The organism is Pseudomonas sp. S8, assembly GCF_050473925.1.
Lineage (GTDB): Bacteria > Pseudomonadota > Gammaproteobacteria > Pseudomonadales > Pseudomonadaceae > Aquipseudomonas > Aquipseudomonas parakoreensis.
Window position 1 is genome coordinate 2709466 of the sequence record NZ_JBFDVZ010000016.1, and the last position, 20281, is coordinate 2729746.

At 59.4% G+C, this 20281-nt stretch carries 6 protein-coding genes; 2 read left to right on the forward strand and 4 right to left on the reverse strand.

What is annotated here, in order from left to right; genetic code table 11:
* Nucleotides 1-51 precede the first annotated feature (51 nt).
* From AB1J88_RS13330 to AB1J88_RS13345, 4 genes are all read right to left on the reverse strand, one after another.
* Complete coding sequence (locus AB1J88_RS13330) at nucleotides 52-2349, reverse strand: autotransporter outer membrane beta-barrel domain-containing protein (protein ID WP_430291241.1); 2298 nt, start codon at nucleotides 2347-2349, stop codon at nucleotides 52-54.
* Between the two features lie 231 nt (nucleotides 2350-2580).
* Nucleotides 2581-4533 (reverse strand): hypothetical protein, encoded by a 1953-nt coding sequence (locus tag AB1J88_RS13335; RefSeq protein WP_430291242.1) that lies wholly within the window; start codon nucleotides 4531-4533, stop codon nucleotides 2581-2583.
* A 157-nt stretch (nucleotides 4534-4690) separates the two neighbouring features.
* A complete protein-coding gene (locus AB1J88_RS13340; RefSeq protein ID WP_430291243.1) occupies nucleotides 4691-6640 on the reverse strand; it encodes a hypothetical protein in 1950 nt (649 codons plus the stop codon).
* A gap of 817 nt (nucleotides 6641-7457) precedes the next feature.
* Nucleotides 7458-16061: a retention module-containing protein gene (locus AB1J88_RS13345; protein WP_430291244.1), complete on the reverse strand. Its 8604-nt coding sequence runs from the start codon at nucleotides 16059-16061 to the stop codon at nucleotides 7458-7460.
* A gap of 532 nt (nucleotides 16062-16593) precedes the next feature.
* On the opposite strand from AB1J88_RS13345, the gene AB1J88_RS13350 reads away from it, so the two are divergent.
* Nucleotides 16594-17952, forward strand: a complete 1359-nt coding sequence (locus AB1J88_RS13350; protein ID WP_145593291.1) for a TolC family outer membrane protein — start codon at nucleotides 16594-16596, stop codon at nucleotides 17950-17952.
* Nucleotides 17953-18091: 139 nt separating this feature from the next.
* On the forward strand, nucleotides 18092-20254 hold the full coding sequence (locus AB1J88_RS13355; RefSeq protein ID WP_262948075.1) for a type I secretion system permease/ATPase: 2163 nt from the start codon (nucleotides 18092-18094) through the stop codon (nucleotides 20252-20254).
* The last annotated feature ends 27 nt before the right edge of the window (nucleotides 20255-20281 follow it).

Sequence of the window (20281 nt, forward strand, 5' to 3'; positions counted from 1 at the left end):
GCCGCTACTCTCTGAAGGAGTAGCGGCTTTCCTGTATTCGGAGGCCGTGACTTACCAGCTATACCGCACCCCTACATTCCCTCCCCAAGGCTGTTCGATATGCTCGCCATTGGCGTAATCCAGATCGACATGCACCTGCCATTTGTCCGACATGGCGACCGCCACACCAGCGCCGAACTCCGCCCGTGAACCCGACAGGTCATTGTTGAACACGTTGTTGTTGACCTGCACTTCGTTGTTTTTGGCAAATTCGTGAGCTATCGCTGCACGTACATAAGGTTGCGCAACGGCACCATTGCCAATGTCGAAGTTGCGCCCGGCCGTGGCGCCTGCCTTGCCCAGGAAAGAGCGGGTACGATCACCCTCGGCCTGCATGTCGTTGTCCAGGCTGAAGCGTTTACCCTGGATCTGCGCTGCCGAAAACTGAACGAAGGGTTCAATGAAGTAATCGTTGCTCAACTTGATGTGACGACCGCCTTCAACCGATGCGCTGACACCCCAGTTATCGTAATCGCCCTTGGCACGCGTGCCGTCGCTCAAACCGACCTTGGCCTCGTTGCGCAAACGGTTGAATTTCAGCACACCGTCAACGTAGTAACCGGTGTCGCGATCCATCCACGTCACATAGGGCCCGAAGTAGTAACTCTTGACCGTGCCCGAGGTGCCATGTTCAAGACTCAGATCGGATTCACTGAAGCCCCCCATCACGCCCACCAGCACATCGCTGTCATTGAGTCGGGCGTCGGCCCCGAGGGAAAGCCCTTGCTGGTTCTGCTTGTACGCCACACCGGAACTTTCGGACACGTTGTACTGGTTGCCATAGGTGCGTGCCCAGGCGCCCGACTGGCCACCGTTGAACCGCAACTCGCCCATGCGGCTGCGCAATGAGCTGGCTTCGCCGTACAACAGGGTAATCGGAGAATTGAACAAGGCCAGTACCGCACTGGCGCCGGGGCTGATCACCTGGGTGGTCGGGTCGAGGAACCATTCCGTACCGCCCGTTCCACCTTGTCGTTGGGCCAGGTCATAGGACCAGGCACCGAGATCCACTCGCCCGCCCGTCAAAGCAAATTGCGCATCACCAGCGGCGGTGCGTACCAGAGTCAGTTGCTGCGGGTTCACTGCATCCAGACCGGACGCCGCCACCAGCAACCCGAACGACCCGGTCGCCACACCAGTGACATTGAGCAAATCATGCTGGCCCGTGGCGAAGTTGCCCTTCATCGCGAAGGTGCTGGAACCGTCCGGCGAGCCGGCGAGCGTACCGATGTTCAATTGGTAGAAGGTATTCGGTACATCCTGCGCACCAAAGCGAACGGTCCCACCACTCATGGCGAGAGTTCCTACGGTGTCGTTGCCCGTCAGGGTCCAGATCGAACCGCTGTTGACGGTCACGCCGTTGACCTTGTCGAGACGGCCGGTGAACTGCGAACTGTTCTGCAGGGTGACGTTGGCGGTCGAACCGCTTTCGACCAGCACATCGCCCTTCATGTTGCCCTGATCGAAGGTGAGATTGGCGGTACTGTTGCCGGTGACGTTGACGTTGCCTTGCAGCGTGCTGTCGCTGACAGACATGCTCGCGGTGGAAGCGCCCTGCACCGTCAGCACGTTGCCGTTGCCCCCCGTCAGGGAGGACTGGTTCAACACATCAAGGGTGGCATTGATGCCCTTGTCCACAAGAATCGCATCACCGGTTCGGCCTTCCACACTGGCGTTGTCGAGCCGGAGTGAATTGTTGCCCAGGCCCGAGGGATCCCTGCCCATAGTCACCCCGGTCTTGTCGCCGCTGATAACCGTGTTTGCGGAGGCGCGTACATCCCCCCCCAATATGTTCAGGCCGGTACTGTCAGCCCCTGTGCCCGTCACCTGACTGTTGATGAGCGTGAGCGTGCTCAAGCCAGTGACCTGAGCACCGATTTCCCCACCCTTGAATTGACTGTCGGTTGCAGTGACCGTGGAGCCCAGGGTCGAGCCGGTAGACCGATTGACCGCCAGCCCCATAAAATCGCTGGTCACGATGGCGCGAGTGAGATCACCCGTACTGCCGGTTATGCGGATTCCCTCCAGCCCACCGTCGGCATTGACCGTTGCACCGTTGATATTCAACGTTGATCCGGACGTGACAGACAGACTCTGGGTGGTGGCCCCCGCGATGTTCAGCACACTTGCGTTGCGTACCAGATAATCGCTCTGCGGTGTGCTTGCATCGATATTCAACGTATTGCCGTTATCGACAATAACGGCGGCAAAAGAATGCCCGCCGGTAAAAAAAAATGCTGGCAGCACGACCAGCATTTTAAAGAGTCCTGCCGCAGCATTTTTTTGCAGCGAAACATGGTTTTTGTTCATGACGTGGCTTCCTGAATATTCATCACCTCACATCTTTCAGAAGAAACGCCAAAAGACTGTAAGAGGCGCGAACAATACCTACCCGGGTCATTGAAAAATGTAGGAGAAGTCCTAGTTCCGGACGGAAAAGTCCTTTCCCGTTCGAGAAATGATCCACCTGTTTCATCAACCGTTTCAGCGAGGACACAGGAGGCGTAGCGACCTCCCGTGTTTCCTTTGAAACGCATTGAATCAGGTGGGCAACGGGCAATTTCCGCCATCACCCGGATCGACCAGGTACACCTTGACCAGATGCTGTTTGGAGGGCGTGTCGCGCCCGTTAATGACAGCTGTATAACGGACGCCACCCCATGCGTTCCGAGTCGCTAGGAGGGGCGCGTATGGGATCTTCACAATGAAGCCAACCGCGGCTTCCTGATCTGTCGGTGTGTAGCGCACCTCCTCGAATGTCCCTTCTTTGGGGTTTGCACCGGCGGCGTCGGTATACCCCTGATAGGTGAATTTCAACTCTTGATTCGCCAGTGCCAATTCCCCACCCGGGACCTGCACCTCGACCACCACACCCTGGATGGGATCCAGGCGCAAGGATGTGCAGTTCAACCACTCAGGAAGGTCGGGATAAAGGTGTAAAAATGCTGGATCAGGGACAGTGTCCACTTGAATCTCCACATCCACGTCCCTGGGTTGTGAAATTTCTACGTTGTCGTTCAGGGGATGACCAATGACGTAAGCCATCGGGTGCGTTGGATCACCGTTGCCTGCCGCCGCAAAAACGCTCCAGTCGACGTCCCACTGCAGAGATGTGGGAACAGGGTCTGGAATCGTAATGAGGCCACCATCCGCCTCAGAAACAAGCTGGCCGGCATATTCAAGTTGAACGGTGTCATCTTCCTTGGCGTCGGTATAGGTATTGACCGTGACAGTAACATCCTGATCTTTGTCGGCTGCTCGCAACGTATCGACAGGGCCCCCGGAACCTCCCTGAACCGTCACCAACGCCAGATCTGGATTGATCGGGCCTGGCTTATCCGGATCAATCGGCAGACCGGGCTTTCGCAAATCAACGTCAACATCTTTGGAAATCGGAGTTGGCGGGTAATAGGTGCTGCTGCGTTTGATTTGGTAGCTGGCCTTTACAGTTTTTACACCAGGGTTGTCGTTGAACACGTCTTTAAACGAAATATCGACGTAAAACGGGAACCCGCTGATGGTCTTCGCCATCTGCAGAATGCCGTCGTAGGTCACCACCAACTCATCTCCCGGCATGTAGTGGGTGTATTCGACAAGGATTCCCACGCCCAAAGGCGTTTGCGCATCCGCCAGATCGACCAGACCGTCACCGACACCGTCATACTGCGGAATACTAAGGGGCAACAGCCCCTCGGGTGGGTCTGTCAAAACGACAGTAACGGAGACTGGTGGAGAAATGGCACTTGGGTTTCCCTTACGGTCGGTGACTTTGAAAAAAAACGCGTGAGTCCCTTCACCTGTCTTGAATACTTGTTCAGCAGTAAGTTTAAGCACGATCTCAGTGGTGGTATCAGTCCGGGTGAACGAATCGACAACCTCTGCCAACGGTATCGAGTCCCCATATAACACCTCTATAAAATCGCCAATCTTCATATCTCCATACTCAGGAATCGTGATAGCTACAAAACCATTGTCGTCCAGGTATTTTTTGGTAAGACCGTTATCTACCACTTCTTTCGGAAGAATAACCGAAAAAAACGGGTGTGGAGGAGTTCTATCAACGTTGCACTCCAACGGAACAGAGTTGCTGGTATTACCGCCTTGATTGATAAAGTATCCCAACTCATGTGCCCCCGGCCTATTGGTGTATCCGGCAGGAAACGTCATATCGATTTCAAGAATAGTATCGTCCAGCGGCGTCTCATAATTGTATCGAGTAGAGGGTATCCGACTTCCGTCAAACGTCAGTTCAATGAAGCCCGGTATTGTCTCCGTATCGCCAGCCTCCTCAGGCCTCGGAACCAGACACTTGAAAGGCTTTCCCTGCAGGCTCAGCGGAATCTGATTGATTTCATCATCCGACGTATCGCCTAGAAATGGGTTGTCTGAATGCACTTTGATGACGGGCGCATCAACTTTTGTAACAGCACGGCGAACTTTAAGATAATCGACGCGACTTTGTTCAGCGGGCGTCAATGGTTTCAGACTTGCCATTTTTCAGCTCCTTCAGAAACGGGCTTCATATGCCCGGAATTTTGCCAATCAACTAACGCCCAAAACGCGGGCACAACACTCTCTGTCAGCCACGAATAAATACTCGTGACTGTCCCAACTAAAAACGGCTAATGCACTTTAATTAATCAAATACCCGTTACGGTTCCGTACAGGTTTCATTAGTGGGTGAGCACACTGCACCACTGGGCATGGTTCTATTGATAATCACGAAATCTTTTTTTGAAACACCCTGCCCACCCGTAAACTTTTTCAAGGTGTAATGACATAACGCCGAACCCTGGTTTTCCATCGGCGCTATCAATCTTTCGTAATCGGTCACATGCACTTCAAAACCGTTTCTTGCCTGATCCGCACTCAAAATGGTCAAGAACGGTTCCGCGGCCCCGGGAATCGGCTTGGTGCCATTCGGTCCCGCGCATCCCTGCCAGAACAAAGTCACGATGTCCTTCTCGTCAAACGCCGGGTTGCCTTCAATCCTCACGCGCACCCGCTCCCAGAGACGCGGTTTCGCACAGCAGTCAAGCGTCCCTCTGATGCCAGCGTCAGGGAACGAAGGCTCTTGGAGACCTTCGATAATGATGATCGACACCTTGACGGGCGTGAATGGAGCCAACTGCTGGTTGATGCCATTGCTGGTGGTGTAATGGACCGGCAACGCCGGGTTCAGCCGGTCCTGGTCAATGACCGCCCATGGAATATTGAACGGCACTCGCTTGCCGGCAACGTCACCGCTCTGGACGATGTATTGCGCCACGGGCGTACTGATGCTCCCCCAATAAACTTTGATCGTGTGTCCTCGTTCAGGTGCGTCGAACAAGGTCAGGAAGCCGTCGGCGTCCTCGCCGAAATCTTCGGTAAGCAATGTGTTCAGCACCTTGGAGTTGGCGCCGTAGATCTCCAGCAAGGCAAGCTGGGGGTTCAACAACGCCGGCGCATTGGCGTGATCCTGGCCTGCCACCGTCAGGTTCACCGATACCAGGGTTTCCATTGATGGTTTGCTATCCACGCCCCTTGTACGCACGCGGTAAGTGACACGAGCAGTCGCCGGACCCAGCCCCTTGGCTGTGAGCGCACTCCACGGCACAGGGATCACGCAAGGAAAGTTGGCCGGGTCGACATCCTGCGGCGGCAGAACAGTGCCATCCCAGTCCAGCAGTACCTGATCGCCGCTCAACGGATTGTCATAGGCATCGATTTCGACCGTCACCGCCCCTTGGTCGACCGCCCCCTCCCGGGCGTGCTGACGATCGATCAAGCCTCTGTCCGACAGGGGGATGCGCGCAGGCTTGTGAATGGGTGCCCCCGGGGTCAGATCGACGAACACAGGCAGCGGCCGCGAGCGCGGTCCCCGGTTTCCGGCCCAGTCGCGCAAGCGATAATAGATGTATCGCTGTCCATGACCGCGCAGGCGAATTTCGTCTGCGTAGACGGTGATGATGAGTTGATCGTTATCGATATCAAACTGACTGAACGCCTGCTCGCGGATTTCGGGTTCGTCGTCCGGTGGCGGGTTGGTGTCCGTCCAGTAATAAATCGCCCGGTCCCGGGCCTTCACGTCCAGATAGAGGCGTACTTTGAAACGAACCTGACCGTGCTCGTCCAAATAGTCATCGGTGATGTTGCCCACAAGATCCAGCAGCTCCAGCATCGCCGGTTCCTGGTTGTCATCCGGCGGCACTCTATCGACGGTGATGGTCTTTTTTTGTGATTCCGCGTCGTTGCCACCAATCACGAGCTTGTACGACAGGTCGTAAACGCCAGGTTCCAGGTCCCCTTGAGGCACCGAAACAATCTTGTCACCCGGAGCAATGGGAATATCGAACGGGAACACACCCGCCGTATCGTCATCAAAGGGAAGCCCCCGTCGCCTGAAGCCCACCCGCACGACGTCTTTTACGAATTCCGGCTCTGTCGAGAAATCCCACGCCGGAATCGTGATTTTCAAATCGCGATTCAATACATCGCGAGGTAATAGCCCGTCCGGGCTCTCGTTACCCTCTTCGTCTTTCAGGATATCCGGAACAATCGGTTCTGGAATAACCACAAGACTCGCTTCGTCATCGCCGCGCGTGTGTTGCGGATCCATCGACGACTCATCTGAGGGCATAGCGAAACTCCCCGGTAATTGAGCGGACAGTGTTCCCGCGCAGGCCAGTCGTGAAGATAAAACGGGCCGTTGACTGACGATGGCGTGGAACGTTTGTGACCCAATTAGATGCCTGCCGGAAAAAGCTGCCTACTGTCAGAAATACTAGGTTTGCTTACCGTTTGTCGGGAACTCGATGGAAATGACTGAACAATCAGTTCAGCGTGAGGCTGCATTTGTAGCCAACGCTCGCCACCTGCCCTTGAATACCTTCCGGCATCGTCTTTGCCCCCCCCACGACCGAATCTGTGATCGGCGGATTGGGTGGGGTTTCGGGCATCAGATGGAACTCCGATCAAGGTGCTTTGAAAAAATGACTTTCTGTAGGAGCTGCCGCAGGCTGCGATTTTTTGATCTTGTTTTTAGAGGCAAAATCAAAAGATCGCAGCCTGCGGCAGCTCCTACAGGGGGACCGGGTGATTAGTTCTGCACCTGGCGGTCGTCCAGTAACCGGTTGACCATCAGTTCACTGAGCATGATCACCTGATGCAGCATCAGCATGGCCCGGTTGGAGTACTTTAAACGTGGTTGCGGGGTTATGTTTATGTGCGGGTTTGATTTTGTCTGGTAGGCCGCTTTCGCGAGCAGATTCACTATTACAGGGGAGCTTTGTTGCTCACAAAATGGTGAGCACCATAAATTCAATGTGTGCGAGCCTGCTCGCGAAGTCTGACTCACTGGCAACACAGTTCTCCAGACAGAAAAACCCGCCGTTCCGATTTACCGGAGCGGCGGGTTTTGTCGTTTCAGGCCTTGATCAAACCGTGTCCACCTTCAACGAATGATCATTCAACATGCCGCTGATGATCGTCGCCGTGTCGTGCCCACCGGCTACCACTCCACCCGCCCCTGGCGTTACACCGTAATGACTGGCGAGGTTGACGCCGGCCAGGTCGATGGTCTGGTTCGGCGTGGCGCCGGCCAGGGCGCTGACGTCGATGCTGGTGAGCACCGAGGCGCCGCTGCCGGTGACGGTGAAGTGCAGGTAATCGTCGAGCGACGCGGGGGTGCCGTTTTCACCTTGCAGCAGTTGCGACAAGTCGAGCTTGTCGGTGCCCGGGGTGAAGTCGGTGATGGTGTCGTGGCCAGTGTTGCCCTTGAGATACTGGAAGGTGTCCGCTCCCGCTCCACCGGTCAGGGTGTTGTTGCCCATGCCGCCGATCAGCAGGTCATCGCCACCACCACCGTTGAGGATGTCGTTGCCCAGCCCGCCGTTGATCACGTTGTTATTGTTGTCGCCGGTCAGGGTGTCGTTGAAGTTCGAGCCGACCAGGTTTTCGACGTTGCTGATCGTGTCAGTGCCGGCGCCGATGGTGTTTTGCGCACCGAGCAGGCCGAGGTTGACCGTAACCCCGGCGGTGGCATGGGCATAGCTGACCGTGTCGATGCCGGTGCCGCCGTCGAGAATGTCGTTGCCCGGACCGCTGTAGAGCAAGTCGTTGCCCGCACCGCCGTGCATCTCGTTGTTGCCGGAACCGGCAGTCAGTACGTCGTTGCCGTCGCCACCATTGAGGAGGTTGTTGCCGCTGCCTGCTACCAGAATGTCATCCCCGGCAGTACCGGTGAGGGTGTGGCCATCCTGATAGGTGATGCTGACGTTGGCGGTGTCGCTGCCGCCATGGTTATCGTTGGCGGTGTAGGTGCCGTTGAAGTCCGGCGTCACGTCGTGGGCGCCGGCGTAGTTGACCGTCATGGTCAGTTGGTAATTTTCCGCTGCCGTCGGGTTGCTGCCGCTGGTGTTGCTGATGTTGGTCACGTGGATCTGGTAGGTACCGTCGGCGCTGGCGGTGATGGTGCCGCCGTCGGCGATGCTGACGAACGCGCCGCCGTTGACCGAGTACTCCATGGTGACGTGGCCGGCCGCCAGGTTGTGATCCAGGTTGAGGGTTTCGCCCTGCTTCAGTTTGACGGTGATCAAGTCCTCATCGTTGGCATTGGCGTTGGTCACCGCACCGAGGTAACCACTGACCACCAGCACCGCGGTCATCGCGGCGGTGTTCGCCGCGAACGCGTTACGCACGTCGGCCAGGTTCTGGTTGGCCGCCGTGTTGCTGGTACCGTTGAACGAGATCGCGCCGGTACCGGTGAAGTCCGCGCCCTTGGCCACCCACCCGGTGTTGAAGCTGGTTGGTGAGGCGTTGAGCGTGTCGCCATCCGGGTCGGTGTCGTTGGCCAGCAACAGTTCGCCCGGCACCGTGACGCTGCTCGACAGCACGTTGGTGATGACGTGGTCGTCCATCGCCACCGGTGGCGAATTGGGGATCACTTTCACGGTCAGCGTCGAGCTGGCGAGGTCGCCGTCATTGTCGCTGAGGGTGAAACCGATGTTCTCGGTGATCACCGTGGTCGTGGTTTTCTGCGAGGTGTAGCTGTAGTCGCCGGTGTCGAGGTTGATTACCAGGGTGCCGCTGTTGTTGGTGGCGATGCTGATCGTGTTGTTCACGGTATTGAACGTACCGTGGTTGGTGCCGCCGCTGGCGGTCAATGAACCCTGGCCGCTGTTGGCGCGCGGGTCATAGGTGTAGGTGGTGCCGTCGACCACGATGGATTTGATGAAGCCGCCATCGGCGCCGAAGGTACCGCCCTCGCCCAGTAGCGAACCGGTGACTGGCGCACCTTCCACAGTGCCCGACAGCACCGAATTGAGCTGATTGAGGTCGGTGACCACCACTGCGTTGGTGTTGGTGTGGCTGATGCCGTCATAGGCCAGCGGGTCGAGGTTGGCGTTGCTCACTCCACTGCCCAGGCCGATGGCGTAGTTCTTGATGTTGTTGGCATCGAGGAAGTTTTTCAGCGCGGTCTCGTCGGCGGTGCCGATTTCCTGGCCGGTGGTCGGTTTGCCGTCGGAGAAGAAGTAGCCGACGTTCTGCGCCCCGGTGAGTTTGCCCGAGGTATTGAAGGCGGTTTGCATCATCGCCACCGCCGCATCGTAGTTAGTGCCGCCGCCCGCCGTGAGGCCGGCGAGAATCGATTTGGCGGTCGCTACGTCAACCCATACCGAGGTCCTGTCGGTGGCGCTGCTGCTGAAGGTGACGAGTTGCACCTTGACGTCGCCGAGGTCGTCATATTTGTCGAGCAAGGCACTGATCGCCTGTTTCGCCAGATCCAGCCGCGACAGGCCCGGCACGCCGGACGGGTCGACCATGCTGCCGGAAATATCGAGGACGATCAGCAGATTGGAATCGATCTCCACCGCCGCCACCGAGCGGTCCGACGCCACGGCTTTGGGCACGTCGTCGACGATGTTGACCACAATCGTGCTGGTGGTGCTGTTGCCCAGCGCATCGGTGGCTTTGTAGGTAAAACTTTCGCTCAGGGTATTGGCGCCGTCGTTGGCGTTCGGCGTGGTTTTCGGCGCTGAGGTCAGGGTGTAAGTGTAGGTGCCGTCGGCGTTGAGCTGGATCTGCCCGTAAGTGCCGGTGGCGCTGCCGACCAGGGTGTAGGTGAGCGCCCCGCTGCCGCCAGTGACCGCACCGACCAGCGTACCGGTGGCGGTTTCGCCGGTGTTGCTCGGGTCGCTGCCGGTGACCGTGCCGGGCGCCAGGTCCTGGCCGTCCTTGGTCAGGTCGAGGGCTTTTTCGTAGACCGTCACGTCCTGATCGACCGACGCAATCAGTTTACTGTCGGCGACATTGATGGTGAGGGTGGTGGTGCTTTCATCACCGTCGCCGTCGCGGATGGTGTAGGTGAACGTGTCGGTGGCGCCCGGTGGGTTCACCGAGTTTGGATTGCTGTGGTAAATGGCGTTGCCCGCCGCGTCCAGAGTCAGGTAGCCGTAAGTGCCGTTGATGTTGCTGTTGAGGCCGCCGATCGCCGAACTTGAGGTATCGCCGCCGGCGCGCACGCCAACCACAGCACCACCCGCCGCTGCGCCGTCCGCACCGGTGACATCATTGCCCAACACACTGACATTCACCGTACCGCCCTCCACCACCGAGCCGGTGTCGGCCTTGGCGGTCGGCAGGTCATCGATGATGTTGACGTTGATCTGGCCGCTGGCGGTGCTGCCGTCGCCGTCGGTGGCGACCACGTTGAAATTCTCGGTGAGGCTGTTGGCGCCGTTAGCGGTCGGGTGAGCCTCGTTGTCCACCAAGGTGTAGCTGTAACTCACCACGCCCGTGGCCGGGTTGTAACCGGTAATGGTCAGCGTGCTGCCCAATGGCGTGACCGCCGATTGCGGGAAGCCTGCGGCCACGCCATTGCTGACCACGGCGATACCACCGACGGTGAGGGTTTGCAGGCCGTCGAGCGCAGTCACGGTGAACGTGCCGCTCTGGGTCAATGCTGATGGATTCGGGCTGCTGCCGTCGCTGAGGTTTTTCTCGTAGACCGTGAGTTCGCCGCCGTTGACGTCGAGACCGTTGAGGACCACCGGATCGTCGTTGTTGTGGATCTGCAGCACCAGATTCGCAGTGCTGGTGTCACCGTCCGAGTCGGTGATGGTGTAAGTGAACGTCTCTGTCCCATTGCCGCCGCCGTGCAGATTTTTGAAGTCTGCGTCGGTCGGGTTGAGCGTGTAGGTGTAAGTGCCGTCGGTGTGCAGTTCCAGGGTGCCGTAAGTACCGTTGAACGTGCCGGCGGTGACCGGGCCGGTGGGCACGCGGTCGGCGCCTTGTACGTCGTTGGTGAGGACGTTGCCGGTCAGCGTGAGGTTGGTTTCCGAAGCGGTGTTGGCGTTGCTGTCGTTCACCGCTTTTGGCAGGTCATCGATGATGTTCACATCGAGGGTCGCATTGGCAGTGGTGCCGTTGTCGTCGACCACGGTGACGGCGAATTGCTCGGGCAGATTGTTGGCGCCGTTGGCGGTTGGGTGGGCGTCGTTGTGATCGAGGGTGTAGCTGTAGCTGACGACACCGGTTGCTGCGTTGAAACCGGTGATGGTCAACGTGCTGCCGAGCGGCGTGGTCACCGATTGTGGGAAGCCGGCGGCCACACCGTTAGTGACGACAGCGATACCGCCGACAGTCAGCGTGGTGACGCCGTCCAAAGCGGTGATGGTGAAGGTGCCGCTTTGGGTCAGCGCGGTTGGGTCAGGAGCGCTGCCGGTGCTGAGGTTTTTCTCGTAAACCGTGAGTTCGCCGCCGTTGACGTCGAGACCGTTGAGGACCACCGGATCGTCATTATTGTGAATCTGCAGCACCAGATTCGCGGTGCTGGTGTCGCCGTCAGAATCGGTGATGGTGTAGGTGAAATTCTCGGTGCCGTTACCGCCGCCGTGCAGGTTTTTGAAGTCGGCATCGGTCGGGTTGAGCGTGTAGGTGTAAGTGCCGTCGGTGTGCAGCTCCAGGGTGCCATAGGTGCCGGTGAAGGTACCGGCGGTGACCGGGCCGGTGGGCACGCGGTCGGCGCCTTGTACGTCGTTGGTGAGGACGTTGCCGGTCAGCGTGAGGTTGGTTTCCGAAGCGGTGTTGGCGTTGGAATCGTTCACCGCTTTGGGCAGGTCGTCGATCACATTGACGTCGAGGGTTGCGTTGGCAGTGGTGCCGTTGTCATCGACCACGGTGACGGCGAACTGCTCGGGCAGGTTGTTGGCGCCGTTGGCAGTTGGATGGGCGTCGTTGTGGTCGAGGGTGTAGCTGTAACTCACCACACCGGTAGCTGCGTTGAAACCGGTGATGGTCAGCGTGCTGCCGAGCGGCGTGGTCACCGATTGTGGGAAGCCTGCAGCTACGCCATTGGTGACCACGGCGATGCCGCCGACGGTCAGCGTGGTGACGCCGTCCAAAGCGGTAATCGTGAAGGTGCCGCTTTGGGTCAGCGCGGTTGGGTCAGGGGCGCTGCCGGTGCTGAGGTTTTTCTCGTAAACCGTCAGCTCGCCGCCGTTCACGTCCAGGCCGCTGATGACCACCGGATCGTCGTTGTTGTGGATCTGCAGCACCAGATTCGCAGTGCTGGTGTCACCGTCCGAGTCGGTGATGGTGTAAGTGAACGTCTCTGTGCCGTTACCGCCGCCGTGCAGGTTTTTGAAGTCGGCATCGGTCGGGTTGAGCGTGTAGGTGTAAGTGCCGTCGGTGTGCAGTTCCAGGGTGCCGTAGGTGCCGGTGAAGGTACCGGCAGTGACCGGGCCGGTCGGTACGCGGTCGGCGCCTTGTACGTCGTTGGTGAGGACGTTGCCGGTCAGGGTCAGATTGGTTTCCGACGCGGTGTTGGCGTTGGAATCGTTCACCGCTTTTGGCAGGTCGTCGATCACATTGACGTCAAGGGTTGCATTGGCCGTCGTGCCGTTATCGTCCACCACGGTGACGGCGAACTGCTCGGGCAGGTTGTTGGCACCGTTGGCGGTTGGGTGGGCGTCGTTGTGATCCAGCGTGTAGCTGTAGCTGACCACTCCAGTCGCTGCGTTGAAACCGGTGATGGTCAGCGTGCAGCCCAACGGAGTAGTGACCGATTGCGGGAAGCCTGCAGCTACGCCATTGGTGACCACGGCGATACCGCCGACGGTCAGCGTGGTGACGCCGTCCAAAGCGGTAATCGTGAAGGTGCCGCTTTGGGTCAGTGCGTTGGAATCCGGCTCGCTGCCAGTGCTGAGATTTTTTTCGTAAACCGTCAGCTCGCCGCCCTCGGCGTTCAAGCCATTGATCAGCACCGGATCGTCGTTGTTGTGGATCTGCAGCACCAGATTCGCGGTGCTGGTGTCACCGTCCGAGTCGGTGATGGTGTAAGTGAACGTCTCTGTGCCGTTACCGCCGCCGTGCAGATTCTTGAAGTCGGCATCGGTCGGGTTGAGCGTGTAGGTGTAAGTGCCGTCGGTGTGCAGCTCCAGGGTGCCATAGGTGCCGCTGAAGGTACCGGCAGTGACCGGGCCGGTCGGTACGCGGTCGGCGCCTTGTACGTCGTTGGTGAGGACGTTGCCGGTCAGCGTGAGGTTGGTTTCCGAAGCGGTGTTGGCGTTGGAATCGTTCACCGCTTTTGGCAGGTCGTCGATCACATTGACGTCGAGGGTCGCATTGGCAGTCGTACCATTGTCGTCCACCACGGTGACGGCGAACTGCTCGGGCAGGTTGTTGGCGTCGTTGGCGGTTGGATGGGCGTCGTTGTGGTCGAGGGTGTAGCTGTAGCTGACGACACCGGTTGCTGCGTTGAAACCAGTGATGGTCAGCGTGCTGCCGAGCGGCGTGGTCACCGATTGTGGGAAGCCTGCAGCTACGCCATTGGTGACCACGGCGATACCGCCGACGGTCAGCGTGGTGACGCCGTCCAAAGCGGTAATCGTGAAGGTGCCGCTTTGGGTCAGTGCGTTGGAATCCGGCTCGCTGCCAGTGCTGAGATTTTTTTCGTAAACCGTCAGCTCGCCGCCCTCGGCGTTCAAGCCATTGATCAGCACCGGATCGTCGTTGTTGTGGATCTGCAGCACCAGATTCGCGGTGCTGGTGTCACCGTCCGAGTCGGTGATGGTGTAAGTGAACGTCTCTGTGCCGTTACCGCCGCCGTGCAGATTCTTGAAGTCGGCATCGGTCGGGTTGAGCGTGTAGGTGTAAGTGCCGTCGGTGTGCAGCTCCAGGGTGCCATAGGTGCCGCTGAAGGTACCGGCAGTGACCGGGCCGGTCGGTACGCGGTCGGCGCCTTGTACGTCGTTGGTGAGGACGTTGCCGGTCAGCGTGAGGTTGGTTTCCGAAGCGGTGTTGGCGTTGGAATCGTTCACCGCTTTTGGCAGGTCGTCGATCACATTGACGTCGAGGGTCGCATTGGCAGTCGTACCATTGTCGTCCACCACGGTGACGGCGAACTGCTCGGGCAGGTTGTTGGCGTCGTTGGCGGTTGGATGGGCGTCGTTGTGGTCGAGGGTGTAGCTGTAGCTGACGACACCGGTTGCTGCGTTGAAACCAGTGATGGTCAGCGTGCTGCCGAGCGGCGTGGTCACCGATTGTGGGAAGCCTGCAGCTACGCCATTGGTGACCACGGCGATACCGCCGACGGTCAGCGTGGTGACGCCGTCCAAAGCGGTAATCGTGAAGGTGCCGCTTTGGGTCAGTGCGTTGGAATCCGGCTCGCTGCCAGTGCTGAGATTTTTTTCGTAAACCGTCAGCTCGCCGCCCTCGGCGTTCAAGCCATTGATCAGCACCGGATCGTCGTTGTTGTGGATCTGCAGCACCAGATTCGCGGTGCTGGTGTCACCGTCAGAATCGGTGATGGTGTAAGTGAACGTCTCTGTGCCGTTACCGCCACCGTGCAGCGCTTTGAAATCCGCGTCGCTGGTGTTCAGGGTGTAGGTGTACGTGCCATTGGCATTCAACACCAGCGTACCGAAAGTGCCGGTGAAGGTGCCCGCAGTCACAGGCCCGGTGGGCACGCGGTCGGCACCTTGCACGTCGTTGGTCAGCACGTTGCCGGTGAGGGTCAGCAGGGTTTCCGACGCGGTATTGGCGTTGCTGTCGCTCACCGCTCTGGTCACGTCGTCGATGATGTTGACGTCGAGCGAGCCGGTGGCGCTGTCGCCATTGCTGTCACCGGCAGTCACGGTGAAATGTTCGCTGAGGCTGTTGGCGCCGTCACCGGCCGGATGGGCGTCATTGCCGTTGAGGGTGTAGCTGTAACTGACGACCCCGGTCGCAGCGTTGTAACCGGTGATGGTCAGGGTGTTGCCCAGTTGCGTGGTGATCGACTGCGGGAAACCCGCCGCCACGCCGCCACTGATCACGCTGATGCCGCCAATGTTCAGACTGCTCAAGCCGTCCGGCGCCGACACCGTGAAGCTGCCGCTCTGAGTCAGCGCGCCGGGGTTGGCCGAGGAGCCGTCGGGCAGGTTGGCTTCGTTGAGGGTCAGCTCGCCCCCCGGCACCGCGAGACCGCTGAGCGTCACCGGATTGTTGACCGGCGGCGGCACGATCGGCGTGTTGTTGCCATTGTCGATCACCGCGTTATGCCGCTCTTCGGGAAACTCGGGAATGCCATTGAAACCGGCGGTCGGGAAGCCGATGACCGGATCCACTCGTCCACCGACTTCAGTCAGCAACACAAAGCTGTGACCACCGCCCGCCTCGCCCGGCACGCCAGTCGGCGCATTCGGGCCCGCAGCGGTGGCTTCAGCGGCTTTGGTCGGGTCTTCGCCGGCAGCGATGGCTTTCTGAATCTGCTCGACGTCAGTCAGCTGTGCTTCGCTCGGCGTCAGCGCTTCAGGGGAGTCGACATGCACCGCCTGATTGGCCAGCAGTTGCCCGGAAAGGGTCATGCTGCTGTCGCGACCCAGGGTCAGTTCGTGGCCATTTTGCAAATGAATGGCGACAGCGCCTTCTGCGCCGGTGATCACTTGATCGCCGGCAAACAAGCGGTCGCCCTCGACCAAAGCGCGGCGAGTGCCGTCGGTGCCTTGAGCAAAAACCTGACCAATGACTTTAGTGACGATCCCGATGAGCGTTGCCATGTGAAACTCCTCCGCTGCCGAACACCGTCGGCACTGGTTCGCGAAGCACGCCCATGGCTCAAGCGGGTTGCCGGGGTGACGCTCGCACCTCGACAGTTCGTTTCGCAGGTAGCGCAAACAAGGAAAGGTCGGTGCTTTCAAGCACTGCGCAATCCTGATTGATGCCGCAAACCCACTAGCGCTACGTAACGGTGGTGAATCACCCGAGTGACAAAAAACCGTCACCCATCTGCCGCTACGCGTCCCTCCCCTTCAGCATTACTTCGCCGTATGTCGCAAAGTGAATGGAACTTTCCTCAAGCCTCTCCGTGCTCCCTGAAGCGCATAAACAAAGGCTTTCGTCCTGAACAATGTGCCGATTTTGGCCAAGCGCATAAGTTTTTTTCGGCATAAGCCTTATGAAAATTTTTTCTTAGCTACGCTTCAGGATGTTCTTAGCTCTGTTGTTACAAGAGTGAAACGCTTACACCTTAAATTATCGTCAAATATTTGGCGACAGTAACACACCATCAGGACCAGGGAGATGCACCCCATGCGCGTTTTAACCCCCCTTTGCAGCGCGGTTTTGCTGGCCATGGCTTGCACTTCTCAAGCCCAGGCCATGAACCTGACCGAAGCAATCCAGAGCACCATTGCCACCCACCCGGATCTCGCCTCGCGTGTGGACGCCAAACTGTCGGCCGATGAGCAAGTGAAAGTGGCCAAGGGCGGCTTCTATCCGTCCGTCGACTTGAATGCCGCCTACGGGCGCGGCTACAGCGACAACACCAATACCCGGGCTTTCGGTAATCACCACACCGAAATTCTCAATTACACCCAGTCGGAACTGCGACTGCGACAAATGATCTTCGACGGCTTCAACACGGCCAATGAAGTCGAGCGCACCAAGGGCGTGTCCAACTCGCGCGCCTACTACGCGCAAGGCACCGCCCAGGATCTGGCGCTGCGCACAATCGAGGTCTACCTCGAAGTGCTCAAGCGGCGCGAATTGGTGACCCTGGCCAAGAACAACCTGCAAGCGCACCTCCGCGTGAATGATCAGATCGGCCTGCGCACCCAGCGCGGCATCGGCAGTACCGCCGACTCCGATCAGTCGGTCGCCCGTAAGGCGCTGGCGCAAAACAACCTCGACACCGCCGAAGTCGATCTGGCCGACGCCGAATCGAACTTCTACGCCGTGGTCGGGCGCATGCCCGATGAACTCGAAGCGCCACCGTCGACTCGCGGCGAGGTTCCTGCCAGCCTGCCGGAAGCCCAGCAGAGCATGGTCGAGAACAACCCGTACCTGAAATCCGCGCAGGCGGACGTGCAGTCGGCCGAGAGCCAGTACGAAGTCGCCAAGTCGCCGTTCTACCCGCGTTTCGACGCCGAGGCGGCGGTGGGTGCGAACAACAACGTGCAAGGTGATGAAGGCCACGACAACGAATGGCGCGTCGGCGTGATCATGAATTACAACCTGTTCCGTGGCGGCAGCGACAAGGCCCGTCTGGCCTCCGATGCGCACCAGATCAATCAGGCGATGGACATCCGCAACAACGCCTTGCGTCAGTTGAACGAGAACATTCACCTGGCCTGGAACGCGATGGTCAACGCGAACAAACAGACCCCGACCGCCCGTGAATACGCCGAGACCACCAAACGCGTGCGCGCGGCGTATCAGGATCAGTTCGGCCTCGGCCAACGCACCCTGCTCGACTTGCTCGACAGTGAAAACGAGCTCTACAACGCCAACCGCCGCTACACCGAAATCCGCTACACCGAGGAATACTCGATGTACCGCGTGCTGGCGAACATGGGCCAGTTGCTGAGCAAGCAACGGGTGGTGCTGCCGGCGGATGCCATTGCGGCGACCGAAGTCAAAAACGAAGCGCGCCTGCCTGAGCTGAAATGAGGTAACCCCTGTAGGAGCTGCCGAAGGCTGCGATCTTTTGATGTTGTTTTTGCAGATCAAGATCAACAGATCGCAGCCTTCGGCAGCTCCTACAGGGAGATGTGTCGATAGTCGAGTCCGTTCAACAGGGGCGATCAATATGACCAGCATGGCCGAAGGTGGACACACCGGGATCGATCCGCGGCTGAGCTTCGATGACCCGTTACTCGACGGTCTGTTGATCCTCTGCAAGCTCCACGGCGCGACGGTCAGTCGCGCCAGCCTGAGTGCCGGGCTGCCCCTGAACAAGCAACGCCTGAGCCTGGACCTGCTGCCCCGTGCAGCCGCCCGGGCCGGTTTGCAGGCGCGCCTGTTGCGGCGTGAACTGAAGGATATTTCTGCACTGAATCTGCCGATCCTGTTGCTGCTCAAGGATGGGCGCACCGCCGTCCTGCGGCGTTTTGGCGATGACGGCAAAGCGCTGATCCTGCCCAGCGAAGCCGATGGCGGCGAGCAATGGGTCGAGCGCGAAGAACTGGCCGAACACTACAGCGGTCAAGCCTTGTTCGCGCGTCCGCGCCACGAACTTGAAGACTTGCGTTCACCGCTGGTGCCGCGGGTCCACGCCTGGTTTCGCGACACGCTGAAGCTGTCGAAATGGCTGTACAGCGATGCGATCCTCGCCAGTTTTCTGATCAACCTGCTGGGCCTGATGGTGCCGCTGTTCGTCATGCAGACCTACGACCGCGTGGTACCGAATCAGGCCACCTCGACCCTGTGGGTGTTGGCGATCGGCCTGCTGATCGGCACCGGTTTCGAGCTGGTGTTGCGGGTGGTGCGCGCGCACCTGCTGGACACCGCCGGCAAGAAAACCGACGTGATCCTTTCCGCGACTTTATTTGAACGCATCACCGGCATGGCGATGAAGGCCCGGCCGGCGACCATCGGCGGTTTCGCCCAGAGCATTCATGACTTTCAGGGCCTGCGCGAATTCCTCACCGCCGTGACCCTGACCAGCCTGATCGACCTGCCCTTTGTGGTGTTGATGCTGGTGGTGATCGGCCTGCTCGGCGGCTGGCTGGTGGTGATCCCACTGCTGGCATTTCCGATCACGATCATTTTTGCTCTGGCGATTCAGGTGCGCCTGCGCGACACCGTGCAGAAAAGCCTGAGCCTCGGCGCCGAGCGGCAGGCGCTGCTGATCGAAACCCTCGGCGGCCTGGAAACCCTCAAGGCCTGCAGCGCCGAAAGCGAGCGCCAGCACAAATGGGAAAGCACCCACGGCGCCCTCACCCGCCTCGACAGCCATGCGCGCAACCTCTCCGCGCTCGCGACCAACGGCACACTGTTCATCCAACAGTTCTCGGGGATGGCGACGATCGTTGCCGGGGTCTACAGCATCATCGCCGGCAACCTCAGCGTCGGTGCGCTGGTCGCCAGCTACATGCTCGGCAGCCGTGTGCTCGCGCCGCTGGGGCAGATCGCCGGGCTGATCACCCGCTACCAGCAAGCGCAACTGACCATGAAAAGCACCGACGCGCTGATGGGCCTGCCGCAGGAGCGTGACGGCAAGCAGCGGCCACTGGAACGCACACAGCTACAAGGTGCGCTGGACGTCAGTGGCGTGACCTTTCACTACAACGGTCAGAATGCACCGGCGCTGAGCAACGTCAGCTTCAGCATGAAACCCGGCGAGCGGATCGGCATCATCGGTCGCAGCGGCTCGGGCAAAAGCACCCTGGCGCGGCTATTGATGGGTTTCTATGAACCCGAGGAAGGCCAGTTGCTGCTCGACGGCCTCGACCTGCGGCAACTGGATGTCGCCGACCTGCGCCAGCAGATCGGTTACGTCGCCCACGACCTGCCGCTGCTGGCCGGCAGCCTGCGCGACAACCTGACCCTCGGCGCCCGCTACATCAGCGACTCGCGCATGCTCGAAGTCGCTGAACTGACCGGCGTTACCGAACTGGCGCGGCAGCATCCGCAAGGTTTCGACCGGCCGGTGGGCGAGCGCGGACAACTGCTCTCCGGTGGCCAGCGCCAAGCGGTGTTGCTGGCCCGGGCGCTGCTGCTCGACCCGCCGATCATGCTGCTCGACGAACCCACCAGCGCCATGGACAACAGCAGCGAAGACCTGCTGCGCCAGAAGCTGCACGGCTGGGTGCAAGGCAAGACGCTGCTGCTGGTCACCCACCGCACCTCGATGCTGAGCCTGGTGGACCGGCTGCTGGTCCTGGACAACGGCCGGGTCGTCGCCGACGGCCCGAAAGAAGCGGTCATCGATGCACTGCGCAAGGGCCGCGTCGGCTCGGCGGCGGTTTAGATGCGTGAACATAATTTATGGCTCTCA

Bases quoted from the DNA above. Each gene is read 5' to 3' on its own strand.
- AB1J88_RS13350 (WP_145593291.1), top strand. From the start codon at position 16,594: ATGCGCGTTTTAACCCCCCTTTGCAGCGCGGTTTTGCTGGCCATGGCT.
- AB1J88_RS13340 (WP_430291243.1), bottom strand. From the start codon at position 6,640: ATGGATCCGCAACACACGCGCGGCGATGACGAAGCGAGTCTTGTGGTT.
- AB1J88_RS13330 (WP_430291241.1), bottom strand. From the start codon at position 2,349: ATGAACAAAAACCATGTTTCGCTGCAAAAAAATGCTGCGGCAGGACTC.
- AB1J88_RS13355 (WP_262948075.1), top strand. From the start codon at position 18,092: ATGACCAGCATGGCCGAAGGTGGACACACCGGGATCGATCCGCGGCTG.
- AB1J88_RS13335 (WP_430291242.1), bottom strand. From the start codon at position 4,533: ATGGCAAGTCTGAAACCATTGACGCCCGCTGAACAAAGTCGCGTCGAT.
- AB1J88_RS13345 (WP_430291244.1), bottom strand. From the start codon at position 16,061: ATGGCAACGCTCATCGGGATCGTCACTAAAGTCATTGGTCAGGTTTTT.